Origin of the sequence: Sphingomonas sp. ID0503 (assembly GCF_048565625.1) — a bacterium.
In the GTDB taxonomy this organism is placed as follows: Bacteria; Pseudomonadota; Alphaproteobacteria; order Sphingomonadales; family Sphingomonadaceae; genus JBLZUR01.
In genome coordinates this window covers 340,281-362,290 of the sequence record NZ_JBLZUR010000002.1, presented here as the reverse complement: position 1 = coordinate 362,290, position 22,010 = coordinate 340,281, and the positions used below count along the sequence as shown (strand labels likewise).

Here is a 22,010-nt window from a genome sequence, read left to right as displayed (position 1 = left end):
CAACATGTCCGTTGCAGGGAGAGCATATGCGTTACCTCAAGCACCTCGCCATCATTTCGTCCGGCCTGCTCGCCGCCACCGGCGCGACCGCCGCCAGCTTCACCGAAGATTTCGACACCGCGCCCTATGGCAGCTGGGAAAGCCGCTGGTTCGGCACCAATTCCAACGCGCAGAACTACTATGTCTCCGAATATGGCGACAGCCCCGACTGGAAGGGCGGCCCCGACGTCCACGGCCTGTGGCTGACCGACGGCGACAACTGGCAGGATGGCGGCGACTACGCCAACATCAACCTGCGCTTCGACACCGATTTCGCCGCATCGCTGACCAGCTTCAGCCTGGACATCGCGAGCGCGCTGCAGAGCGCGACCCTGGTGTTCTACGACACCGACGGCGCGACGCTCGGCAGCTTCACCGTGCCGAACTCGCCGGTTTCCGCCTATTATACGCCGACCGGGTACAACAACTTCTCGATCACCTCGACCAACGGCATCGGCGGCTTCGACATCCTGGGCTATGCGCAGGGCAACGTCATCGTCGACAACCTGAACGCCGTGACCGCCACCGCCGCCGTGCCGGAGCCGGCCAGCTGGGCGATGATGATCGCGGGCTTCGGCCTGGTCGGCGGGGCGATGCGCCGCCGCACGCGCGTCGCCTACGCCGCGCTCTGAGACCTACGATCCAAACGCAACGGGCGGTCCTCATGAGGGCCGCCCGTTTTATTTGGCTTGACGCGCCGACACCAGAAGTGGTGTCATCACCCTGTCACGCGACACTAGCAGAAGCGTGGCATCAGGGTGACGGGCCGTTCAGGGGCGCGTCCTGAGTGCGACAGGCGACCGGCTGCTGGGCCTTTAACCCGTACGAGCGGGAGGCTTTCGCGGTTCGATGTATCATCCCGATGTTCTTCGTCATCCCGAGGCTTGCCCGGCACTGGTCCTCAACGCCGACTACACGCCCCTTAGCTACTACCCGCTCAGCCTTTGGCCCTGGCAGACGGCGGTGAAGGCGGTGTTCCTGGAGCGGGTCGACATCGTCGATCATTACGAGCGCGAGGTGAAAAGCCCGACGCACGCGATCAAGCTGCCTTCGGTCATCGCGTTGCGGCAGTTCGTGAAGCCGTCGCAGTTCCCCGCCTTCACGCGGTTCAACCTGTTCCTGCGCGACCGTTTCCAGTGCCAGTATTGCGGCAGCCCGCACGAGCTGACCTTCGACCATGTCGTGCCGCGCGCTCAGGGTGGGCGCACCACCTGGGAGAACGTCGCCACCGCCTGTGCGCCGTGCAACCTGCACAAGGGCGGTCGGACGCCGCGTCAGGCGCGGATGGCGCTGGCCACCGACCCGATCCGCCCGACGAGCTGGCAGCTGCAGGACAACGGCCGTGCCTTCCCGCCGAACCACCTGCACGACAGCTGGCGCGACTGGCTGTACTGGGACGTGCCGCTGGAGGCTTGAGGATCAGAGGGGCTGGTACGGCTGACGGGTCAGGGTAAAGCCCCGTAGTCCGTTGACCCGTCCACTTCGCGGGTGCAGCAAGTGGCGCATGGCCACCTCCTCCGCGATCCCGCAGAACCCCGATATCCGCTTCCTCGGCCGCCTGCTCGGCGATGTGATCCGGGCTTACGGCGGTGAGCAGCTCTACCGGCGTACGGAATACATCCGGTCGACCTCAGTGGATCGTGCGCGCGGCATCGCGGACGCCGACAGCGTGGACAGCGGGCTGGAGGCGCTGAGCCTCGACGACACGCTCGCCTTCGTGCGCGGGTTCATGCTGTTCTCCATGCTCGCCAACCTCGCCGAGGACCGGCAGGGGATCGCCGCCGAACCGGGGGCGGACATGGCGAGCGCGGTGGCGCGACTGGCCGAACAGGGCGTCGGCAAGGACAAGATCCTCAACCTGCTCGCCGATGGCCTCGTCGCACCCGTGCTGACCGCGCACCCTACCGAGGTGCGGCGCAAGAGCATGATCGACCACCGCAACCGCATCGCCGAGCTGATGGCGCTGAAGGATCAGGGGCGCGAGGAGACCGACGGCGGCGATCTGATCGACCGGGCGATCTATCGCCAGATCGCTCTCCTCTGGCAGACGCGGCCGCTGCGGCGCGAGCGGCTCTATGTGGCGGACGAGGTGGAGACGGCGCTCGCCTATCTGCGCGACAGCTTCCTGCCGGCGTTGCCCGCGCTCTACACACGCTGGCACCGCGCGCTCGGCGCGCGACCGGCGAGCTTCCTGCGGCCAGGCAACTGGATCGGCGGGGACCGCGACGGCAACCCGAACGTCAACGCGGACACGCTGCGCCTGTCGCTGGGGAGCGCGAGCCGGGCGGTGATCGTCCACTATCTCGATCTGGTTCATGCGCTGGGCGGCGAGCTGTCGATTTCGACCGAGCTGGTGCCGGCGGACGAGGAACTGACAGCGTTGGCCGAGGCGAGCGGGGACGACGCGCCAGCGAGGCGGGACGAGCCCTATCGCCGCGCGGTGACCGGCATCTACGACCGGCTGGCCGCGACCTATCGCGCGCTGCATGGCGAGGCCCCGCCCCGGCCCGCCAAGCATCAGGCGGAACGCTATGCGACGCCGGAGGATTTCCGCGCGGATCTGGTGCGGCTGGCGCACAGCCTGCACGGGCCGGGCGGCGGGGCGCTCGGCGGCGAAGGCGCGCTGGCGCGACTGATCCGCGCGGTAGAGACCTTCGGCTTCCATCTCGCCACGCTCGATCTCCGCCAGAACGCCGACGTGCACGAGCGGACCGTGGCCGAACTGCTGAAGGTCGCCGGGGTCGTGGCCGATTACCTCGCGCTCCCCGAAGAGGATCGTGTCGCGGTGCTGCGGCGGGAGCTCGCCAATGCGCGGCCGCTGGCCAGCCCGTTTGCCGAATATAGCGACGAAACCCGGTCCGAACTGGCGATCGTCCGCGCGGCTGCAGAGGCGCATGAGCGTTACGGGCCGCAGTCGATCACCACCTATCTGATCTCCAAGTCGGCGAGCGTGTCGGACCTGCTGGAGGTCCATATCCTGCTGAAGGAAGCGGGGCTGTACCGGCCGGGCGAGACGCCATCCTCCGCGATCATGGTTGCGCCCTTGTTCGAGACGATCGGCGATCTGGAGAACGCGCCGGGAATCATGACCGACTGGTTCGCCTTGCCCGAGGCGGCGGCGCTGACGGCGGCGCGCGGCCATCAGGAGGTGATGGTCGGGTATTCGGACAGCAACAAGGATGGCGGCTACCTGACCTCCGTCTGGAGCCTGCATCAGGCGGCGCTCGCGCTCGAGCCGGTGTTCGCCCAGGCGGGCGCCGCGATGCAGCTGTTCCACGGGCGCGGCGGTGCGGTCGGGCGTGGCGGCGGCTCCTCCTTCGCGGCGATCCGCGCGCAGCCGCCGGGCAGCGTCAACGGCCGCATCCGCATCACCGAACAAGGCGAGGTGATCGCCGCCAAATACGGCACGCGCGAGAGCACGATCGCGAACCTTGAGGCGATGGCGTCGGCGACGGTGCTCGCCAGCCTGGAGCCACCGGTGCTGAGCGAGGCCGACGCAAAGCGCTTTGCCGCCGCGATGGACCAGCTGTCGGGCGATGCGTTCAAGGCCTATCGCGCGCTCGTCTACGGCACCGATGGCTTCCGGCAGTTTTTCCGCCAGTTCACGCCGATCGCCGAGATCGCCACGCTGAAAATCGGATCGCGCCCGGCAAGCCGCACCAAATCCGACGCGATCGAGGATCTGCGGGCGATCCCCTGGGTGTTCAGCTGGGCGCAGGCGCGGGTGATGCTGCCCGGCTGGTATGGTGTCGGGCAAGCGCTGAAGGGGTTCAAGGACACCGCCCTCCTGCGCGAGATGGTCGAAGGCTGGCCGTTCCTGCAGGCGACGCTCGCCAATCTGGAGATGGTGCTGGCGAAGTCGGATATGGGCATCGCCGAACGCTACCTCCCGCTGGTCGAGGACAAGGCGCTGGCGGACAGCATCTTCCCGCAGATCCGCGACGGATGGCGGATGGCGCATGACTGCCTGCTGTCGATTACGCGGCAGACGCGACTGCTGGAGAAGAACCCCGCACTCGACGCGTCGATCCGCCTGCGCCTGCCCTATATCGAACCGCTCAACCATCTGCAGGTCGAGCTGCTGAAGCGGCACCGCGCAGGTGAGGACGACCCGCGCATCGCCGAGGGCATCCAGCTGTCGATCAACGCGATCGCCACTGCGCTGCGCAACTCCGGTTGAAGAGACCGATTTCGATGACCTACGATAAGTCGTGAACATGCCTCTTCTCGCACCGCAGTGCGTCAGCATCAGCGACCTGAAGAAGAACCCGAGCGCGGTGGTCGAAGCTGCGGAGGGGTTTCCAGTCGCGATCCTGAGCCGCAATCGTCCAGCCGCCTATCTGATCCCGGCCGATGCCTGGGAGGCCATCATGGATCGCCTGGAAGATGTCGAACTGGTCGAAATCGTGCGCCCGCGGGAGGGTCAGGAGGGCATTGAGGTCTCGATTGACGACCTATAGCCGAGCCTCCTCCATGATGCCGAAGGAGGGATATAGCGCGGCTGAACCCAGGCTGTGACGGCTCGCGCGGCTACTTCTTCCCGTCCACGAGGACCGCCTGTTGCCACCGGCCCGGTGCCTTGTCGGTACGGTGGATGCAGCCGGGCCAGCAGCACGGCCGGCGCTTGCCCTCAAGCAGTTCTTCGCAGGTCCGTTCTATGCGGCGCTGGCGTGTCTTCACCTGCTTGGCGTCATCGACCCAGCAGATGAACTCGTTGCGGCCGAGCGGCGTCAGGCCCTCCCACAGGGTGAGCACCTCCGGGTTCGCGCGGATCGCCACCTGCAGGTCTTCGGAGGCGTTGTGGACGGTTCCGTGCCGGAAATCCCCTGCCACAACGACCTCCGGGCCCGGTCAGTAAACGCGCGCCTTCGGCTTGATGTACTCGACCTCGTCGGTCAGCGTGTAATCGTGGACCGGGCGGTAGTCGATCGTGACGCCGCCCTTGTTGAACCAGACGATGGTATGCTTCATCCATTCCGCATCGTCGCGGTTGGGGAAGTCCTCGTGCATATGCGCGCCGCGGCTTTCCTTGCGGTTCGCCGCCGAATGCATCGTCACGACCGCCTGAGGCAGCATGTTGTCCAGCTCCAGCGTCTCGACCAGGTCGGTGTTCCAGATCAGCGAGCGATCAGAGACGCCGACGTCCTGCAGGGTGGCGTAGACGTTGTCGATCTTCTCCATGCCCTCACGCAGGAGCGCGGTGTCGCGGAACACGGCGCAGTGCTTCTGCATCGTCCGCTGCATGTCCAGCCGGATCTGCGCGGTGGGCGTACCGCCTTTAGCGTTGCGATAATGGTCGAGGCGGGTGACGGCCTTGTCGTCCGCCTCCTTCACTACCGTTCCGTGCTTCGAATTCGGCTGGACCAGTTCCGCGATGCGGAAGCCGGTGGCGCGGCCGAAGACGACGAGGTCGATCAGGCTGTTGGAGCCCAAGCGGTTGGCGCCGTGGACGGAGACGCAGGCCGCCTCCCCCACCGCGAACAGGCCGGGGACGACCGCATCCGGGTTGCCGTCCTTCAGCGTCACGACTTCGCCGTGATAGTTACAGGGGACGCCGCCCATATTGTAGTGGACGGTCGGCGTGACGGGCAGCGGCTGGCGCGTGAGGTCGACACCGGCGAAGATCTTGCCGGTCTCGGTGATGCCCGGCAGCCGCTCGGCCAGCACCTTCGGATCGATGTGGTCGAGGTGCAGGTAGATGTAATCGCCGTGTTCACCGACGCCGCGGCCTTCGCGCATCTCCGCCGCCATCGAGCGGGCGACGACGTCGCGGGAGGCGAGGTCCTTGGCGGACGGGGCATAGCGCTCCATGAAGCGCTCACCGTTCTTGTTGGTGAGATAGCCGCCTTCGCCGCGCGCGCCCTCGGTAATCAGGACGCCCGCGCCGTAGATGCCGGTCGGGTGGAACTGCACGAACTCCATGTCCTGCAGCGGAAGCCCCGCGCGAAGCACCATGCCGCCGCCGTCGCCGGTGCAGGTATGCGCCGACGTGGCGGAGAAATAGGTGCGGCCCGATCCGCCGGTCGCCAGCACGACGGCATGGGCACGGAAGCGGTGGATGACGCCGGTTTCCATGCAGAGCGCCAGGACGCCCTTGCACTCGCCATTCTCCATGATGAGGTCGAGCGCGAAATACTCGATGAAGAAGTCGGCGTCGTACTTCAGGCTCTGCTGATAGAGCGCGTGGAGCATGGCGTGGCCGGTGCGGTCGGCGGCGGCGCAGGTGCGCTGCACGGGCGGGCCGGCACCCATGTTCTGCATGTGGCCGCCAAAGGGACGCTGGTAGATCGTGCCGTTATCGTTGCGGCTGAACGGCACGCCCGCGTGCTCCAGCTCGATCACGGCGGCCGGTGCCTCGCGCACCATATATTCGATCGCGTCCTGGTCGCCGAGCCAGTCGGAACCCTTGACGGTGTCGAACATGTGCCAGGTCCAGTGATCCGGCGTGTTGTTGCCGAGGCTGGCGGCGATGCCGCCCTGCGCGGCGACGGTGTGCGAGCGGGTCGGGAACACCTTGGTGATGCAGGCCGTCTTCAGCCCCTTTTCCGCGCAGCCCATCGTGGCGCGCAGGCCGGAGCCGCCGGCGCCGACGACGACCGCGTCATAGACACGGTCGATGATCTGATATGCCTCGGCCATCAGTGGGCCACCCCCGTGAACGCGACCTTCAGGATCGAGAAGATGGCGAGCGCACCCGCCGCGATCGTGAAGAAGTTGAGAAGGACGAGCGCGACGATGCGGCTCTCGTCATGCTGGTAATCCTCGATCACCACCTGCAGCCCCAAGCGGAAATGCCAGAAGGTGTTGATGACGATGAGGAGGAGCGGCACCGCCACCCAGGGCGATGACGCCCAGGTCGCCACCGCCTGATAGTCGCTGAGCGGCAGGCGGAGGAGCGAGACGACCAGCCAGATGAGCAGGATGATGTTCGCGGCCGCCGTCAGCCGCTGCATGACCCAATGATGCGTGCCGGTCTTCGCCGACCCGAGACCGCGGACGCGGCCGATGCCCGTACCGTTGCCCATCAGCCCTTCACCCCCAGGATGTAGCCCCAGACGAGGACGGTCATCACGATCGAGAAGACGAGCGTCGCGATGGCGCTGGTCTTGTTGCCCCGCAGCTCGAAATTGGCGCCGGCATCAAGGAAGAGATGGCGCACGCCGTTGGCGAGATGCTGGAAGAACGCCCAGGTCAGGCCGAGGCCGACGAGGCGCGCCAGGATGTTGACGACGTGCTGCCCGCCTTCGCCCGGTTCCGCCTTGATCACCCAATGGACGAAGCTGGCGTAGCTGTCCGCGCCGCCCGCGATGGCGGCGAGCCACCAGACGAACAGGCCGGTGCCGACGGTGGCAAGGCCGCTGCCGGTGACGCGATGAAGGATCGAGACCAGCATATGCGGTCCCCACCGCCAGATGGTCAGATGCGGCGACAAGGGCCGCGCATGATTACGAGACATGAGGCTATCCCCGACGAACGCCTGATTAGAACGGCTCGTCTTTAGACGGTTCGTCCCTTCATGCAACCGCCGCGCCGCAGCATTCGAGCAAGCGGGCACGGCTAACGTCCTGTTTACCGTTGTGCCGTAACAAAGCCGTACTGGATCGGACGGAGACACTGATGAGGATGGACCCTATCGCCGCCACGGCTTCGCTGCCCATCGCTATCGCGATGGGCGCGCAAGACATTGCCCGGCGTGTAACCATCTATGGCGCCGACGGCGCCTTCTTCCGCGAAGCGAGCCATCTCTGGCAGCAAGCGGGCGACATCCTCTCCGACGAGACGGGGAAGATCCTCGTTCTGTTGAGAAGTGGCATCCTTGATGCCGAGGATCAGGAAGACGCCGAGGCGATCTTGAAGAAGGGGCAGGCTTTCGCCGCAGGCATCTACAACGCCCCATTCGACGAGACCTGGGTGAAATGGCTGGCGGCGCCCGCCGCCGACCTGTTCGCGCGCGGACAGGACCTGCCGCAGATCATCGCGCTTTTCACGGACATGGCCTCCCGCGTGCATCGGCGGATTCGCCAGAAGTTCGGCCATGATTTCGAAGAGGTGGACCGGCTCAGCACCACCTTCAGCCGGCTATGCTTCTACCAGGTCGAGGTTATGTCTTGGCACTACACCGCGATCGAGCGGGCCCATGCGTCGGGTGCCCTGTCGGGCCAGTCGCGCCGATTCCAGGAGCAGATTGCCCAGATCGTCGACTCTGCCGCGCATGAGGCGGGCGCGCTCAGCAATCGAACGGTCCATACCGCGCAGGCGACGCGCGCCATGTTGGGCAAGGCGTCGGAAGTCGCCGCCGCCGCCGAACAGTCGGCCGTCGCGATGCGCGAGGCGGCTCAGACGGCCGCCGGCCTGATCCGCGCCATCGAGGACGCCCGGTCCGAGGTCGAACTGGCCGCAACGGTCGCAGTGCGTGCCGGCGATCAATCGGCCAAGGCGGTCGAGACATCGGAGGCACTGTCCGGTCACGCCAAGGCGATCGAGTCGATCCTTGGCCTGATCCGCGACATTGCCGGGCAGACCAACCTCCTCGCGCTCAATGCCACGATCGAGGCGGCGCGGGCCGGTGACGCCGGACGCGGCTTCGCCGTGGTGGCGCAGGAGGTGAAGAGCCTCGCCAACCAGACCGCACGCGCCACCGACGACATCGCATCCAAGATCTCGGTCATCCAGGCGGCGACGCGCGAGACCCTGAGCGCCAACGGGTCGATCCGCGACACGGTGGGCGAAGTGCAGACCTCCGCCCGCCGCATCCAGCAGGCGATGGAGGTGCAGGCGCAGACGGTGACGATGATCACCGCGGCCGTCGACGAAACCGCGCTCGCGGCCGATTCGATGTCCAGCACGATCGCCTCGATCCACGAGGAGACGGAGGCGGTCGCGACCGATATCGACGCGCTGGAGACCGGGTTCCGGAAAGTGGACGAGCGGCTGACCAACCTGGCCAACGCCGCCAACGCGTTCATCACCGAGATCGGAGCCTAAGACGCTTTCGCCTGTGGGGCGGGGACGCTAGTGGCCGGTGCATGGCCACACATGTCCTCGTCACCGGCGCAAGCCGCGGCATCGGCGCCGCCATCGTCGAACGCCTCGCCACCGAGAGCACCGCGGTCGTGGGGCAGGCGACCACTGCCGCCGGCGGCCTGATCGCCGCCGACCTGGCGCAACCCGGCTCCGCCGCCGCCTTGTGGCGCGAGGCGCTGGCACGGCTCGACGGGCGCATCGACGTCATCGTCAACAATGCCGGCGTGTTCGAGGCGAACGGCATCGACCTGCCCGATGCCGATTGGGTCGAGGGCTGGGAGCGGACGATGCGGATCAACCTGACCGCGTCCGCCGAACTCTGCCGCTTCGCCGTCCAGCACTTCCGCGAGCGCGGCAAAGGCGGGCGGATCGTCAACATCGCCAGCCGCGCCGCTTATCGCGGCGATTCGCCCGCGCACTGGCACTATGCCGCATCGAAGGCGGGCATGGTCGGAATGACCAAGTCGATCGCGCGGGGCTATGCGAGCGAGCGCATCCTCGCCTTCGCGATCTGCCCCGGATTCACCATGACGGGAATGGCGGACGATTATCTGGCGAGCCGGGGCGGCAACAAGCTCCTCGCCGACATTCCGCTCGGCCGTGTCGCCATGCCGGAGGAGGTGGCGGAGATGGCCGCGTTCCTGGCGCTGCGCGCGCCGGAGTCGATGGCCGGCGCGGTGCTCGACGTGAATGGGGCGAGCTATGTCCGATAGCTGGAAAGTAACACTGCCCTGCACCAGGGCGGAGGCTGAGGCGCTTTCGGGCGACATTCCCTCGCTGGCGTTGCTGGAGCCGGTGCCGGTGCTGATGACCAGCGAGCCCGATCCGAGCCGGCCCGAGGAATGGCGACTGGACGTCTATCTTGAGGCCGAGCCCGATGCCGCCACCCTGCGCATGCTCCAGGCGCTGGTGCCAAGCGCCGAGACGGAGCCGGTGGTGGAGCGGATCGCCGACGCCGATTGGGTGACGATCAGCCAGGCCGGGCTGGAGCCGATCCGCGCCGGACGCTTCTTCGTCCACACCGGGCATAATGCGGCCGAGATCCCGGCTGGCGTTGTACCGTTCGAGATCGACGCCGGCCGGGCATTCGGCACCGGGCATCACGAAACGACCACCGGATGCCTTGAGATGCTCGATCGGATGGCGCGGGCGGGCGCGCGGTTCCGCAACATCGCCGATGTGGGGACCGGCACCGGCCTGCTCGCCTTCGCCGCCATGCATCTGTGGCGGCAGGCGGATGTCATCGCGTCCGATATCGACCCCGTGTCGATCGAGGTAACGGCGGAGAATGCGGCGTTGAACGGTATCGCGAGCGGCCCCGCGCGCGGCGCACTGGCGCTGGCGGTGGCACCAGGGTTGCAGCACCGCGCGCTGGTGCGGCGCGCGCCCTATGACCTGCTGATCGCCAATATTCTCGCCGGGCCGCTGATCGAATTGTCGCGCGACTTCGCGGCGGCGGTGGCGCCGGGCGGGCAGGTGATCCTCGCCGGGCTGATGCAGTCGCAGGCGGATGCGGTGATCGCGGGCTATCGACGCCAGGGCCTGCACCCGATCGACCGTATCGATCGCGGCAAATGGCCGACGCTCCGCCTGCGCAAGCGGCGGTCGGCGCGCGTCATCCTGCCGCTCGCCCCCACGCCCACGCCTGTGATCCCGTGGTGATGACGCGATCCTCAGGCAGGATAGCGGCCGGCGCGATGTCCGGGAGGCCGTCCAGCCGGGCATAGAGCGGGGCGAAGTCGGTCGCCGTCGTCATGGTCAGCAGCTGGTCGAAGCTGTCGATGACGAAATAGCTCTGCTGGTAATCGTCGATGCGGTATTCGGTGCGCATCACGCGTTCGAGGTCGAAGGCAATGCGGTTGGGGCTGTCGCTGTCGAGGGCGAAGCGGCTCTCGCCATGGCTCGACACGATGCCGGAGCCGTAGATGCGCAGATCGCCCCCTTCGCGCACCAGCCCGAATTCCACCGTATACCAATAAAGCCGCGCCAGCTTGTGGAGCGCGCCATAACCGAGGCTGCGCAGGCCGCCCTGACCATAGGCATGGATGTAGTCGGCGAAGACCGGATCGGCGAGCATCGGGACGTGGCCGAAGACATCGTGGAAGACATCCGGCTCCTGCAAGTAATCGAGCTGGTCACGGGAGCGGATGAAGTTCCCGGCTACGAAACGGCGGTTGGCGAGGTGATCGAAGAACACCGCGTCGGGGACGAGCCCGGGCACCGCGACGACGCGCCAGCCGGTCAGCTTCATCAGTCGGTCGGACAGTTCATCGAAGTCGGGAATCCCGGGCCTGGAGAGACGGAGGACGTCGAGGCCGTTCAGCCAGGCCTGCGACGCGCGGCCGGGCAACAGCGCGGACTGGCGCGCGAAGAGCAGGTCCCAGATGGCATGCTCCTCCGCGGTGTAGCGGCCCCAGTCCTGCGGCACCGTCCAGTCCGCGGCGGCGCCATCGGGGGGTGTCTCGTGGATGTGCGTGTCGGTCATGGCCGTTCAACGCACGACTGCGCGGAAGAGACGACCGGCTAGATCAGGAAGCCGTCCATCTTCCAGATCGCATCCCGCACGGCCCGCCACTGGTGCGAACGCTGCAAGCGTCCGGCGGCGATCGACCTGGAGATGTGATCCCCCACCAGGATCGGCGCACGGCTCTGGTGTCGCCTGACATAGATACGAGCCATCCTCTGGATCAACGCTGTAGGCATTGGACATCCCTCCACGGCCACAACAGGTCGATAATGAACATTGTTTCACAGAATGATGGTTAAGCGAAATGCTACCATGATTTAGGAACAAGGAAGATCAGCCTACATTGAAGCTCATCTCTTCAGGTCAGGTTCGATGTAGCTCCCGGCCTTGATCATTACTGTTCCCTCGAAGTGCGCGAGCCGGTGTTCGTCGCGGCAGGCGAGCGAGGATTTGCGCGCGGCTGCGGCATATCGGATAACCCCCGCCAGAGCATTGCGAACAAGGCCGGGATGGCCCCGGCTTTGCGTCCTCGACTTCGCTAGAGCCCCCGCAAGGGGGGCTCTAGCCGCGCAGCCTGTAACCCGTGCGGAAGATCCAGGCGATGATCGCGATGCAGACACCCATGAACGCCAATGTCAGGGCCACGCAGATGCGGATATCGACGTCGCTGGTGCCGTAGAAGCACCAACGGAAGCCGTTCACCAGATAGACGACCGGGTTGAACAGGGTCACCGTCCGCCACGGTTCCGGCAGCATGGAGATCGAGTAGAAGGTGCCGCCAAGGAAGGTGAGCGGAGTCACGACCATCATCGGCACGATCTGCAACCGTTCGAACCCGTCCGCCCACAGGCCGAGGATGAAGCCGAGCAGGCAGAAGCTGACCGCAATGAGGATCAGGAAGGCCAGTGCCCAGACCGGGTGGACGATGTGGAACGGCACGAACAGCCGCGCCGTGGCGAGGATGATGAGGGCCAGGATCGCCGACTTGGTCGCCGCCGCGCCGACATAGCCGACCAGGATCTCCGGCACGCCGATCGGCGCGGAAAGCGTCTCGTACACCGTGCCGGTAAAACGCGGCAGGTAGATGCCGATGCTCGCATTGCCGATGCTTTCGGAGAGGACCGTCAGCAGCATCAGCCCCGGCACGATGAACGCACCATAGGAGATGCCATCGACCGTCTGCATCCGGCTGCCGATCGCCGATCCGAAGACAATGAAATAGAGCGATGTGGTGAGCACCGGCGTCAGGATGCTCTGGAACAAGGTGCGCCAGGTGCGCTCCAGCTCCGACAGGTAAAGCACGCGCATCGCGGGAACGTTCAGGCCCATCGCAGCCATGGTCAGCGGCCCTCCACCAGATCGACGAAGATGTCCTCAAGGCTCGATCGATGCGTGTCGAGTGTCCTGAAGTCGATGCCAGCCGATTCGAGCGCCTTGATGAGCGCGGCGAGGCCGCGGTTCTCCGCCTCCTCGGCGGTGATGGTGTAAGTCAGCGTCTGCTTGTCTTCGGAGAGGGTGAGCGGCCAGTCGGCGAACGTGGGCGGGATCGTGTCGAGCGGAGCGGCAAGACCGACCACAGCCTCGGTCTTGCCGAGCTTCGCCATCAGCGCCTTCTTCTCCTCGACCAGGATCAGCTCGCCCTTGTCGATCACCCCGATGCGGTCGGCCATTTCCTCCGCCTCTTCGATATAGTGCGTCGTCAGGATGATGGTGACGCCCTGATCGCGCAATTTGCCGATCAGCCGCCACATGTCGCGGCGCAGCTCGACATCGACGCCGGCGGTGGGCTCGTCGAGGAACAGCACCTCCGGCTCATGGACCAGGGCCTTGGCGATGAGCACGCGGCGCTTCATGCCGCCCGACAGCGCCTGGATGCGCGCCTCGCGCTTGTCCCAGAGCGAGAGCGACTTCAGCACGCGTTCAACCACCTTGGGATCGCGCGGCTTGCCGAACAGGCCGCGCGAGAAACTCACCACCCGCCCGACATAGTCGAAGATGTTGAGCGACAGTTCCTGCGGCACGAGGCCGATCCTGGCGCGGCCGCCGCGCGGATCGGCGAGGAGATCGACGCCACCGATCATGATGCTCCCCGAGGTCGGCCGAACGATGCCACAGACCGCGCCAATCAGCGTTGTCTTGCCCGCGCCGTTGGGGCCGAGAAGGGCGAAGATCTCGCCCTTTTCAATCGAGAGGGAGACGGATTTCAGCGCCTGCTGGCCGCTGTCATAGGTCTTCGAAAGGTCGGCGATTTCGAGGATGGCGGCCATGTGGGTGGGAACATAGGGCGCGTTGGGGAGAGGTCCAGCCTTCTCCTTTTCACCTGCCAACCGTGACCCCCGCCCGTTCGCGCTGAGCCTGTCGAAGCGCCGGTGAGACGGTGGCGCAGGCCCTTCGACAGGCTCAGTCCGAACGGCGTGAGAGTGCCGGCCAGGGCGCCGGCCGTGAGGCACCTTGCGGAGCGCGTCACGAGACTGCAACCTGACGCCATGTTATTACGATTCGCGCCGTTCGTATTCCTGATCGCGACGCCGCTCGCCGCTCAAGTGCCGGCAGCGCCGCCGCCCGCACCCACCCCGCCGCCCGCCTACGCCACCACCCTCGTCCGCCTGCAGACCACCAGCGGCCCGATCGACATCGCGGTGGAGACAGAGCGCGCGCCGATCACCGCGAAAAACTTCCTCGCCTATGTCGACCAGAAACGGTTCGACGGCACCGCGATCTACCGCGCGGTCAAGGTACAGGCGGGGTACGGCCTGATTCAGGGCGGGGTGAACAACGATCCCAAGAAGGTGCTGAAGCCGATCGCGCATGAGCCGACCAGCAAGACCGGCCTTGCCCATGTCGAGGGCGCGGTGTCGATGGCGCGCAATGCGCCCGGCACGGCGGCGGGCGACTTCTTCATCGTTGTCGGCGGCTTCCCGACGATGGATGCCCAGCCCGGCGGCGATCCCGGCTTCGCCGTGTTCGGCCATGTCGAAAACGGCATGGATCTGGTGAAGACCACGCTTGACGCGCCGACCAAGCCGGGCGGTCCCGCCGCCATGCAGGGCCAGATGCTCGCCGCCCCTCTCAAGATCATCACCGCACGTCGCGTTCAGTAAGGAGTACAAGTCATGGATCGTCGCCAATTTCTGGCAAGCGGGAGCGCGGTGGCCGCCCTTGCCCTTGCCCCGAAGGCGGCCTTCGCCGCGACCGGAACAGCCGACGCCAAGCTGAACACCCTGTTCCAGGCGATCTTCGACGACACGATCGACAATTCGCCGGGCTTTGCCTCGTCGCTCGGCCTCGACAAGGGCCCGCGGGCGGCCCTGAAGCACAAGCTGGACGACGAGAGCGAGGCGGAGATGCGCCGCAATCTCGCGCGCACGAAGGGTTGGCTGGACAAGCTGAAGGCGTTCCCGACGCCCGGCCTCTCCCCCGCCGCCGCGCTGAACCGCGAGATCGTGATCTATTCGACCGAAGCGCAGACGGTCGCGCCGGAGAAATTCGGCCTCGATTCCGTGATCCGTCCGTACCGCATCTTCCAGCAGGGCGGCGCTTATTACTCGGTGCCCGACTTCCTCAACGACACCCATACGATCGAGAATGCCGAGGATGCGACCGCCTATGTCGACCGACTGAAGCAGTTCCCGGCCGTGCTCGACACCGATACGCAGGTGGAGAAGGCGCGCGGTGCGCGAGGCTATATCGCGCCCGACTTCTGCATCGATCTGACCATCGGCCAGATGGAGAAGATGCGGCGCGTGCCCGCCGCCGAGAACAGCCTCGTCCGGTCGCTCGCCACCCGCGCCAAGGCGAAGGGCATAGCCGGAGACTGGGAAAAGGCCGCGACGGCCATCGTTGAGCGCGAGGTCTATCCCGCGCTCGACCGCCAGATCGCGCTGATGAAGGCCGAGCGGGCGCAGACCAAGCCCGGCGCGGGCGTCTGGCGGGTGCCCGAGGGCGAGGCGATCTATGCCGCCGCGCTTCGCCAGGCGACGACCACCGACTTCACGCCGGACGAGGTCCACAAGATGGGCCTCGAACAGGTCGCCGAACTCTCCGCCCGGCTCGACACCATCCTGAAGGGTCAGGGGATGAGCCAGGGTTCGATCGGCGCGCGGCTGAACGCGCTGAACAAGGACCCGGCGCAGCTCTACCCGGACACGGCGGAGGGCCGCACCGCGCTGATCCGGTCCCTGAACGAGGGCTATCGCGCGATGCAGGCGAAACTGCCGCAGATCCTCGACAATCCGCCGGACGCCCCGCTGGAGATCCGCGCGGTGCCCGTCGAGATCCAGGACGGCGCGTCGAACGGCTATTACAAGCGCGCCGCGCTAGACGGGTCGCGCCCGGCGATCTACTTCATCAACCTGAAGGATGTCGGCGACTGGCCGAAATACTCGCTCCCCTCGCTCACCTATCACGAGGCGGTGCCGGGTCATCACACGCAGATCAGCATATCGCAGCAATCGGGCGACATCCCGATGCTGCGCAAGATCGGCTTCTTCGGCGCCTATACCGAGGGCTGGGCGCTCTATGCGGAAGGGCTGGCCGACGAGCTGAAGGGCTATGCCACGCCGATCGAGCAGGCCGGCTATCTGCAAAGCTTCCTGTTCCGTGCGGCGCGACTGGTGGTCGATACCGGCATTCACACCAAGCAGTGGACCCGCGAGCAGGCGACCCAGTACTTCGTCGAGAACACCGGCTTCGCCCAGCCGCGATCGCAGCGCGAGGTGGAGCGGTACTGCACCCAGCCGGGGCAGGCCTGCTCCTACAAGGTCGGCCACATGGCCTGGGACCGCGCGCGCAAGGCGGCGCAGGCGGCGGCAGGCGACCGCTTCGACATCCGCCAGTTCCACTCGATCCTGACCTTCGGCGCGATGCCGCTGACCATCATGGAACGGCTCTCGGCGGAGAGGACCAAGGCATTCCTGAGCGGAGGGACGGGCAAGGCATGAAGCGAGCCGGGGGGCGCATCATCATACTGGCCACCGCGATGCTGATCGCGGTTCCCGCCGCCGCGACGGAGCGGGGATCGCCGCGCGAGATCGACGGGCAGCGGGCGGCCCCGACGGTCTCGCGTGCGGTGCTACCGGAGGCGGACGTTAAGCGCTCCCGCTGGAAGGCGCGGGTACCGATCCAGCGACTGCGGCAATGGCTGGCGCCCGCCAAGGTGAAGGTGACGGCAAGCTGTTAGGACTGCTCCTCCGTTACCCCGCAATAAGTCCGGGGTGACGAAGTTCTGTCCCACGCCGTTCGCACTGAGCTTGTCGAAGTGCCGGTGCCGCGCTCAACAGTCGCGCTGGGGCTTCGACAGGCTCAGCCCGAACGGGGGTGGAGAATGCTTCCGGGTGAGGGACTATCCCGCATCACTTCGAAGGGCACCCCGCCGAGGACGTGGCCCATCGGGCCGTGGCCTTCCCCCAGGCCCGGCGCAGCCTTGAGTGCGGCGCGGAGATAGGCGCGGGCGCGGGTGATCGCGGGGATGAGGTGTAGGCCTGCCGCCAGGCCGGTCGCAATGCCGCTCGCCAGAGTGCAGCCGGTGCCGTGGCTGTGGCGGGTGTCGATGCGGCCGGCGGACCAGCTTTCGGTCCCGCCTGGCGTGACGAGGGTGTCGCGGACGACGGGGACGCCGTTGAATGTCGCGTCCAGATGCCCGCCCTTGGCGAGGATGGCGGTGTTGTGGCGCTCGCTCAGCAGCTTCGCGGCCGTTTCCGCCTGAGCAACGTCTCCCACCGGCAATCCTGATAGCGCTGAGAGTTCGGCGGCGTTCGGGGTGGTGACGGTCGCCACAGCCATCAGCCGTTCGAACGCGCTGATCGTGTCGGCATCGGCCAGCACCGCGCCGCTACTGGCGATCATCACCGGGTCGAAGACGACGCTGAAGTCCACGCGACCCAACCAGTCGGCAAGCGCATGGGCGGTCTCGGCCGATCCGATCATGCCGACCTTCACCGCATCTACGCCGAGGTCCGACGCCACCGCCTCCACCTGCGCCATCACGGTCGTTGTGGGGATGGTGTGGACTTCGCTGACGCCTTTGCTGTTCTGCGCGGTGACGGCGGTGATCGCGGTCATGGCGTGGCCGCCCAGCATGGTGACCGTCTTGATGTCCGCCTGGATGCCGGCGCCGCCGCCGGAGTCCGATCCGGCGACGATCAGGACGCGCGGGATCATGCCGCCTTGGCGACCGCATCGCAGATCTGGTCGACCACCGCCTTGACCAGCGCCTTGTCCTCTCCCTCCGCCATCACACGGATCACCGGCTCGGTACCGGACGGGCGAATGACCAGGCGGCCGCCGCTGCCGAGGCGCACCTCACCCTCCGCGATCGCCGCCTTGACGCTGTCGGCATCGAGCGGCCGACCGCCCTTGAAACGGACGTTCTTGAGGAGCTGTGGATAGGGATCGAAGCGGTGGAGCAGTTCGCTGGCAGGGCGGCCGGTCTCGACCAGTTCGGCGAGAACCTGAAGGGCGGCGACAAGGCCATCGCCGGTAGTTGCATGATCGGCCAGGATGATGTGGCCCGACTGCTCGCCGCCGACATTGTAGCCGCCCGCGCGCATGGCCTCCAGTACATGACGGTCGCCGACGGCGGTGCGGTGGAGAGCGAGGCCCTGCTTCTGAAGATACTTCTCCAGACCGAGGTTCGACATAACCGTCGCGACTACCCCGTCCCCGCGCAACTGACCCCGCCGGGCGGCGGCGGAGGCGATCAGCGCCATCACCTGATCGCCGTCAACGATCTTGCCCTTCTCATCCACCACGATCAGTCGGTCGGCGTCGCCGTCGAGCGCGATGCCGATGTCGGCGCGGACCTCCAGCACCTTCTGCTGCAGCGCCTTGGGCGCGGTGGAACCGCAGTCGAGGTTGATGTTGATGCCGTTGGGATTGACGCCCATCGAGATCAGGTCCGCCCCCAGCTCCCAGAGCGCGGCGGGTGCGACCTGATAGGCCGCCCCGTTCGCGCAATCGACGACGATGCGCAGACCATCGAGGCGGAGGTGTTCGGGGAAGGTGTCCTTGGCGAACTGGATATAGCGGCCTTGTGCGTCGTCGATGCGGCGGGCGCGGCCGATCTCGGGCGCGGGGACGAGGGTGGGCTCGGCGTCGATCGCCGCCTCGATCGCCGCCTCGGCATCGTCGCTGAGCTTGTAGCCGTCCGGGCCGAAGAGCTTGATGCCGTTGTCCGCGAAGGGATTGTGGCTGGCCGAGACCATGACGCCAATGTCGGCGCGCATCGACCGGGTGAGCATCGCGACGGCAGGCGTTGGCATCGGGCCGAGCAGCACCACGTCCATGCCGACCGAGGTGAAGCCGGCGGTCAGCGCCGATTCCATCATATAGCCGGAAAGCCGCGTGTCCTTGCCGATGACGACGCGGTGGCGGTGATCGCCGCGCACGAAATAGGCCCCCGCCGCCTGCCCCACCTTCATCGCCATCGCGGCGGTCATCGGGTGGACGTTCGTGAGGCCGCGAATGCCGTCGGTGCCGAAGTATCTGGCCATCAGCGGACCCCGTGCATCCAGCGCTTCAGCACCGGAGAAAGGAGCAGGAGGACGACGCCAATGCCGGTCGAGATCAGGCCGATCGTCCAGAACACCTGCGCATAGGTGTCGAGGCTGACCTTCAGATTGGTGACCTGACCGCCGACCGTCTCCACGCTGGCGAGCTGCGCCACCGCGCCCGCGACGTACTGCGCGGTCGCGATCGACAGGAACCACAGGCCCATCATCAGGCCGACGACGCGGGCCATGGCGAGCTTGGTGATCATCGACAGGCCGACCGGCGAAATGCAGAGTTCGGCGATCGAATGGACCAAATAGGTCGCGGCCACCCAGACCAGCGCGACCTTGAAGTCGGGTCCGACGAACCGCGTGCCGAAAACGAGGAGGAGGAAGCCCAGCCCCGCGCCGATCAGAGCCAGCGAGAACTTGACGGGGATCGATGGCTCCAGACCCCGTTTTGCCAGCCAGGGCCAGAGCATCGAGAAGATCGGCGCGAAGATCACGATCCAGATCGCGTTGAACACCTGAACCTGCCCGGCCGGCATGGTGTAGAAGCCGAGGTCACGCTCGGTATTGCGGTCGGCGAAGAAGGTCAGCGAGGAGCCGGCCTGTTCGAACAACGTCCAGAACACGACGTTGAACACGACCAGCACGATCGCCACCGCCATCATCTGGAACTCGGTGCGGTCGCCCGCACGCCAGGACCAGATCGGGATGGCGATGACCGAGAGGAAGAAGGTGCCGAACATCACCTGGCCAAGGATCGGCAGGGTTGTGATGTAGCCGACAATGCCGCCGCCCTTGGCCGCCGCCGCCACCGCATCGGCGTTCTGCATCATGTTGTAGTAGAGCACCCAAGCCACGGGCACGGCGAGGATCGCGAGGATCCAGATGATCACCCTGCGGTCGGGCGCGTCGGCCGGCTTCTCGCCATAGCCGGCGAGACGCCCGCCATCGAACTGCATCAGCGACCAGCTGAACAACATGCCGAGTGCAGCCAGCAGGAAGCCCGCCCACCAGCCGACCTGTTCGGCGAGGATCGGGCAGAAGAACTGCGACAGGAACGAGCCAAGATTGATGCCCATGTAGAACAGGGTGAAACCGGCATCCCGCCTGCGGTCGCCGGGCGCGTAGAGCGTGCCGACGATGGTCGAGATGTTCGGCTTGAAGAAGCCGTTGCCGACAGTGATACAGCTGAGACCGACGAGCATCAGCGCGACGAAGAACCAGGCGCGGTCGGCGTTGGACTCGAACTGGCCCGGCGCGACATGGCGGACCTCGGCCCCGTCCGCGCCGAGGAGGGACACCGACTTGTCGTCATTGCCCCGGATCTTCAGCTCGGCGGTGGGAGTGCGGACGAATTGCGCGTCCTTCTGCACCACCACTTCGTAGCGTGTGCCCTCGATCACCGCATAGGGCTTGGCGGTCTCCCCGCCGAAGCAGAGGATGAAATAGCCCGCCGCCATCAGGATCGCGCCGAGCTTTACCGAACTCTTCGACCCGAGATAGCGATCCGCCACCCAGCCGCCGACGAGTGGGGTCAGGTAGACCAGGCTGGTGAACGCTCCATAGATGCCGTTGGTCGTCCCGTCCGAGAACATGAAGTGCTGCGCGAGGTAGAGCGTCAGCAGCGCGCGCATCCCGTAGAAACCGAAACGCTCCCACATTTCCGTGGTGAAGAGCCGGGCAAGCTGGCGGGGATGGCCGAACCAGCTGTCGCCGTCCGATCGGCTTACATGCGGGGTTTCGGGTTCCGGGGTGGCATCTGCGGTCGGAAGGACCATTGGGACTCCATCGGTACGGGGCGGCAGCGGCGACGCGCCGGTGATGGACGGGGAGACTAGGGGGGCGGAGCGGTGGCGTCGAGTGGGAAGGCGAAGTCGCGCGTGGCGGCATCCTACGTCCGTTCGCACTGAGCCTGTCGAAGTGCCTGCGAGGACGGTGGTGCTGGCGCTTCGACAGGCTCAGCGCGAACGGCAGTGGAATGTTTTCCGCAGGTGACGAGAGCGGCGTGAACCCCTACCTCCAGCCCCATGTTCAACGATCTCTCCTCCCCCGCCGCCCTTATCGCCAGCCGCCGGTCGGGCAAGCCGCGCGACATGGTTGGGCCGGGGCCGAGCGAGGCGGAGCTGCGCGCGATCATCGGGCAGGCGGCGCGGGTGCCGGACCACGGCAAGCTCTTTCCCTGGCGCTTCCACATCATCACCGATCGCGATGCTTTCGAGAACCTCCTGACCAGCGCCTTCCGCACCGAGCGGAACGTGCCGGAGAAGGTCAGCCTGCAGGCGCTGAAGGACTTCGCGCGGCAGGGCGAGGCGATCGTCTGCGTGACCTCGGTGCCGGTTCAGCCGAGCGCGATCCCGCTCTGGGAGCAGGAGTTGTCGGCCGGGGCGGCATGCCTCAACCTGCTCTACGCTGTCCATGCAGCTGGTTATGTGGGATGCTGGCTCACCGGCTGGCCCTCCTTCTCGGAGACGGTGCGTGACGCGTTCGATGGCCCCGGATCGCGCATCGCGGGTTTCATCTTCATCGGGTCACCGGGGCAGCCGCTTGAGGAGCGGCCGCGCCCGACACTGGACATGGTGGTGAAATCCTGGCCGCCGAAGGGTTGACCGTCCTGGTGTATTAGGACAGTGCTACGGCCGTGAACAGCAAGGACAGCCCCGCCTATCTACGGCTGCGCGGCGAGATCGTCGGCGCGATCCTTGACGGGCGCTTTAGTGACGGCGATTCGCTCCCCTCGGTGCGGAGCCTCGCGGCGGAGCATGGCCTCAACCCGTTGACCGTCGCCAAGGCGTACCAGACGTTCCAGGACGACGGGCTCGTCACCGTGCGGCGCGGGATCGGCATGTTCGTGGCGGAGGGGGCGAGCGACCGCCTGCGTCGCAGCGAGCGCGAGACGTTCCTGACCGAGCACTGGCCGTCGATCGCACGGCGCATCCGCGCGCTGGGGCTGGATGTCGAGGATCTGCTGCAGGCTGTCCCCTAGG

General features: G+C 66.6%; 23 protein-coding genes. 12 read left to right on the top strand and 11 right to left on the bottom strand.

The window, feature by feature from the left end:
- Positions 1-26: 26 nt before the first annotated feature.
- The 4 genes from ACM608_RS02790 to ACM608_RS02775 all read left to right on the top strand — a co-directional run bounded on the left by ACM608_RS02790 (position 27) and on the right by ACM608_RS02775 (position 4,499).
- Positions 27-671, top strand: a complete 645-nt coding sequence (locus ACM608_RS02790; protein ID WP_419681688.1) for a PEPxxWA-CTERM sorting domain-containing protein — start codon at positions 27-29, stop codon at positions 669-671.
- A gap of 217 nt (positions 672-888) precedes the next feature.
- Positions 889-1,455 (top strand): HNH endonuclease, encoded by a 567-nt coding sequence (locus tag ACM608_RS02785; protein ID WP_419681686.1) that lies wholly within the window; start codon positions 889-891, stop codon positions 1,453-1,455.
- An 88-nt stretch (positions 1,456-1,543) separates the two neighbouring features.
- Positions 1,544-4,219: a phosphoenolpyruvate carboxylase gene (gene ppc / locus ACM608_RS02780; protein WP_419681684.1), complete on the top strand. Its 2,676-nt coding sequence runs from the start codon at positions 1,544-1,546 to the stop codon at positions 4,217-4,219.
- Between the two features lie 37 nt (positions 4,220-4,256).
- Complete coding sequence (locus ACM608_RS02775) at positions 4,257-4,499, top strand: type II toxin-antitoxin system Phd/YefM family antitoxin (RefSeq protein WP_419681682.1); 243 nt, start codon at positions 4,257-4,259, stop codon at positions 4,497-4,499.
- A gap of 70 nt (positions 4,500-4,569) precedes the next feature.
- Here the strand turns inward: ACM608_RS02775 and ACM608_RS02770 are convergent, their stop codons facing one another.
- The 4 genes from ACM608_RS02770 to sdhC are packed head-to-tail and all read right to left on the bottom strand — an operon-like array spanning position 4,570 to position 7,495.
- Positions 4,570-4,872, bottom strand: coding sequence for a YdeI/OmpD-associated family protein (locus ACM608_RS02770; protein WP_419681680.1), 303 nt, complete (start codon positions 4,870-4,872; stop codon positions 4,570-4,572).
- Between the two features lie 18 nt (positions 4,873-4,890).
- Entirely contained in the window at positions 4,891-6,678 is a 1,788-nt protein-coding gene (gene sdhA, locus ACM608_RS02765) for a succinate dehydrogenase flavoprotein subunit (protein WP_419681678.1), read from the bottom strand.
- Positions 6,678-7,064 carry a succinate dehydrogenase, hydrophobic membrane anchor protein gene (gene sdhD / locus ACM608_RS02760; protein WP_419681676.1) on the bottom strand — a complete coding sequence of 129 codons (387 nt, stop codon included), beginning with the start codon at positions 7,062-7,064 and terminating at the stop codon, positions 6,678-6,680. Before sdhD ends, sdhA begins: the two co-directional genes overlap by 1 nt.
- Positions 7,064-7,495: a succinate dehydrogenase, cytochrome b556 subunit gene (gene sdhC, locus ACM608_RS02755; RefSeq protein WP_419681674.1), complete on the bottom strand. Its 432-nt coding sequence runs from the start codon at positions 7,493-7,495 to the stop codon at positions 7,064-7,066. Before sdhC ends, sdhD begins: the two co-directional genes overlap by 1 nt.
- 161 nt (positions 7,496-7,656) lie before the next feature.
- On the opposite strand from sdhC, the gene ACM608_RS02750 reads away from it, so the two are divergent.
- The 3 genes from ACM608_RS02750 to ACM608_RS02740 are packed head-to-tail and all read left to right on the top strand — an operon-like array spanning position 7,657 to position 10,725.
- The gene (locus tag ACM608_RS02750; RefSeq protein ID WP_419681672.1) at positions 7,657-9,024 is read left to right on the top strand and encodes a methyl-accepting chemotaxis protein; all 1,368 of its coding nucleotides are present in this window, start codon (positions 7,657-7,659) and stop codon (positions 9,022-9,024) included.
- Positions 9,025-9,065: 41 nt separating this feature from the next.
- Positions 9,066-9,776, top strand: a complete 711-nt coding sequence (locus tag ACM608_RS02745; protein ID WP_419681670.1) for an SDR family NAD(P)-dependent oxidoreductase — start codon at positions 9,066-9,068, stop codon at positions 9,774-9,776.
- Entirely contained in the window at positions 9,766-10,725 is a 960-nt protein-coding gene (locus ACM608_RS02740; RefSeq protein ID WP_419681668.1) for a 50S ribosomal protein L11 methyltransferase, read from the top strand. Before ACM608_RS02745 ends, ACM608_RS02740 begins: the two co-directional genes overlap by 11 nt.
- Here ACM608_RS02740 and phhA read toward each other — a convergent pair.
- The 4 genes from phhA to ACM608_RS02720 form a co-directional block, all read right to left on the bottom strand.
- A complete protein-coding gene (phhA, locus tag ACM608_RS02735) occupies positions 10,679-11,548 on the bottom strand; it encodes a phenylalanine 4-monooxygenase (RefSeq protein ID WP_419681666.1) in 870 nt (289 codons plus the stop codon). The genes ACM608_RS02740 and phhA overlap by 47 nt on opposite strands.
- Before the next feature lie 38 nt (positions 11,549-11,586).
- On the bottom strand, positions 11,587-11,742 hold the full coding sequence (locus tag ACM608_RS02730; RefSeq protein ID WP_419681664.1) for a hypothetical protein: 156 nt from the start codon (positions 11,740-11,742) through the stop codon (positions 11,587-11,589).
- 349 nt (positions 11,743-12,091) lie between these two features.
- Positions 12,092-12,868 (bottom strand): ABC transporter permease, encoded by a 777-nt coding sequence (locus tag ACM608_RS02725; RefSeq protein ID WP_419681662.1) that lies wholly within the window; start codon positions 12,866-12,868, stop codon positions 12,092-12,094.
- Positions 12,869-12,870: 2 nt separating this feature from the next.
- Positions 12,871-13,797 (bottom strand): ABC transporter ATP-binding protein, encoded by a 927-nt coding sequence (locus tag ACM608_RS02720; RefSeq protein ID WP_419681660.1) that lies wholly within the window; start codon positions 13,795-13,797, stop codon positions 12,871-12,873.
- A gap of 219 nt (positions 13,798-14,016) precedes the next feature.
- On the opposite strand from ACM608_RS02720, the gene ACM608_RS02715 reads away from it, so the two are divergent.
- Genes ACM608_RS02715 through ACM608_RS02705 form a run of 3 tightly spaced genes read left to right on the top strand, consistent with a single transcriptional unit; the run spans position 14,017 to position 16,709 of the window.
- A complete protein-coding gene (locus tag ACM608_RS02715; protein ID WP_419681658.1) occupies positions 14,017-14,631 on the top strand; it encodes a peptidylprolyl isomerase in 615 nt (204 codons plus the stop codon).
- A 12-nt stretch (positions 14,632-14,643) separates the two neighbouring features.
- Entirely contained in the window at positions 14,644-16,470 is a 1,827-nt protein-coding gene (locus tag ACM608_RS02710) for a DUF885 domain-containing protein (protein ID WP_419681656.1), read from the top strand.
- A complete protein-coding gene (locus ACM608_RS02705) occupies positions 16,467-16,709 on the top strand; it encodes a hypothetical protein (protein WP_419681654.1) in 243 nt (80 codons plus the stop codon). Before ACM608_RS02710 ends, ACM608_RS02705 begins: the two co-directional genes overlap by 4 nt.
- 122 nt (positions 16,710-16,831) lie before the next feature.
- Here ACM608_RS02705 and thiD read toward each other — a convergent pair whose 3' ends face one another.
- From thiD to ACM608_RS02690, 3 genes are read right to left on the bottom strand one after another with little or no spacing between them, the layout of a single operon-like run.
- Positions 16,832-17,689: a bifunctional hydroxymethylpyrimidine kinase/phosphomethylpyrimidine kinase gene (gene thiD / locus ACM608_RS02700; RefSeq protein ID WP_419681652.1), complete on the bottom strand. Its 858-nt coding sequence runs from the start codon at positions 17,687-17,689 to the stop codon at positions 16,832-16,834.
- Positions 17,686-19,023 carry a phosphoglucosamine mutase gene (glmM, locus tag ACM608_RS02695; protein ID WP_419685067.1) on the bottom strand — a complete coding sequence of 446 codons (1,338 nt, stop codon included), beginning with the start codon at positions 19,021-19,023 and terminating at the stop codon, positions 17,686-17,688. The genes thiD and glmM overlap by 4 nt, the downstream gene beginning before the upstream one ends.
- A complete protein-coding gene (locus ACM608_RS02690; RefSeq protein WP_419681650.1) occupies positions 19,020-20,804 on the bottom strand; it encodes a peptide MFS transporter in 1,785 nt (594 codons plus the stop codon). The genes glmM and ACM608_RS02690 overlap by 4 nt, the downstream gene beginning before the upstream one ends.
- Positions 20,805-21,053: 249 nt before the next feature.
- On the opposite strand from ACM608_RS02690, the gene ACM608_RS02685 reads away from it, so the two are divergent.
- Together ACM608_RS02685 and ACM608_RS02680 are read left to right on the top strand one after the other, a co-directional pair.
- Positions 21,054-21,632, top strand: coding sequence for a nitroreductase family protein (locus ACM608_RS02685; protein ID WP_419681648.1), 579 nt, complete (start codon positions 21,054-21,056; stop codon positions 21,630-21,632).
- 32 nt (positions 21,633-21,664) lie between these two features.
- On the top strand, positions 21,665-22,009 hold the full coding sequence (locus tag ACM608_RS02680) for a GntR family transcriptional regulator (protein WP_419681646.1): 345 nt from the start codon (positions 21,665-21,667) through the stop codon (positions 22,007-22,009).
- Position 22,010 lies beyond the last annotated feature (1 nt).

Excerpts from the sequence above, each read along its gene's own strand:
- ACM608_RS02790 (WP_419681688.1), top strand. The coding sequence starts at position 27 with ATGCGTTACCTCAAGCACCTCGCCATCATTTCGTCCGGCCTGCTCGCC.
- ACM608_RS02785 (WP_419681686.1), top strand. The coding sequence starts at position 889 with ATGTATCATCCCGATGTTCTTCGTCATCCCGAGGCTTGCCCGGCACTG.
- ppc (WP_419681684.1), top strand. The coding sequence starts at position 1,544 with ATGGCCACCTCCTCCGCGATCCCGCAGAACCCCGATATCCGCTTCCTC.
- ACM608_RS02775 (WP_419681682.1), top strand. The coding sequence starts at position 4,257 with ATGCCTCTTCTCGCACCGCAGTGCGTCAGCATCAGCGACCTGAAGAAG.
- sdhA (WP_419681678.1), bottom strand. The coding sequence starts at position 6,678 with ATGGCCGAGGCATATCAGATCATCGACCGTGTCTATGACGCGGTCGTC.
- sdhD (WP_419681676.1), bottom strand. The coding sequence starts at position 7,064 with ATGGGCAACGGTACGGGCATCGGCCGCGTCCGCGGTCTCGGGTCGGCG.
- sdhC (WP_419681674.1), bottom strand. The coding sequence starts at position 7,495 with ATGTCTCGTAATCATGCGCGGCCCTTGTCGCCGCATCTGACCATCTGG.
- ACM608_RS02750 (WP_419681672.1), top strand. The coding sequence starts at position 7,657 with ATGAGGATGGACCCTATCGCCGCCACGGCTTCGCTGCCCATCGCTATC.
- ACM608_RS02745 (WP_419681670.1), top strand. The coding sequence starts at position 9,066 with ATGGCCACACATGTCCTCGTCACCGGCGCAAGCCGCGGCATCGGCGCC.
- ACM608_RS02740 (WP_419681668.1), top strand. The coding sequence starts at position 9,766 with ATGTCCGATAGCTGGAAAGTAACACTGCCCTGCACCAGGGCGGAGGCT.
- phhA (WP_419681666.1), bottom strand. The coding sequence starts at position 11,548 with ATGACCGACACGCACATCCACGAGACACCCCCCGATGGCGCCGCCGCG.
- ACM608_RS02730 (WP_419681664.1), bottom strand. The coding sequence starts at position 11,742 with ATGGCTCGTATCTATGTCAGGCGACACCAGAGCCGTGCGCCGATCCTG.
- ACM608_RS02725 (WP_419681662.1), bottom strand. The coding sequence starts at position 12,868 with ATGGCTGCGATGGGCCTGAACGTTCCCGCGATGCGCGTGCTTTACCTG.
- ACM608_RS02720 (WP_419681660.1), bottom strand. The coding sequence starts at position 13,797 with ATGGCCGCCATCCTCGAAATCGCCGACCTTTCGAAGACCTATGACAGC.
- ACM608_RS02715 (WP_419681658.1), top strand. The coding sequence starts at position 14,017 with ATGTTATTACGATTCGCGCCGTTCGTATTCCTGATCGCGACGCCGCTC.
- ACM608_RS02710 (WP_419681656.1), top strand. The coding sequence starts at position 14,644 with ATGGATCGTCGCCAATTTCTGGCAAGCGGGAGCGCGGTGGCCGCCCTT.
- ACM608_RS02705 (WP_419681654.1), top strand. The coding sequence starts at position 16,467 with ATGAAGCGAGCCGGGGGGCGCATCATCATACTGGCCACCGCGATGCTG.
- thiD (WP_419681652.1), bottom strand. The coding sequence starts at position 17,689 with ATGATCCCGCGCGTCCTGATCGTCGCCGGATCGGACTCCGGCGGCGGC.
- ACM608_RS02690 (WP_419681650.1), bottom strand. The coding sequence starts at position 20,804 with ATGGTCCTTCCGACCGCAGATGCCACCCCGGAACCCGAAACCCCGCAT.
- ACM608_RS02685 (WP_419681648.1), top strand. The coding sequence starts at position 21,054 with ATGTTCAACGATCTCTCCTCCCCCGCCGCCCTTATCGCCAGCCGCCGG.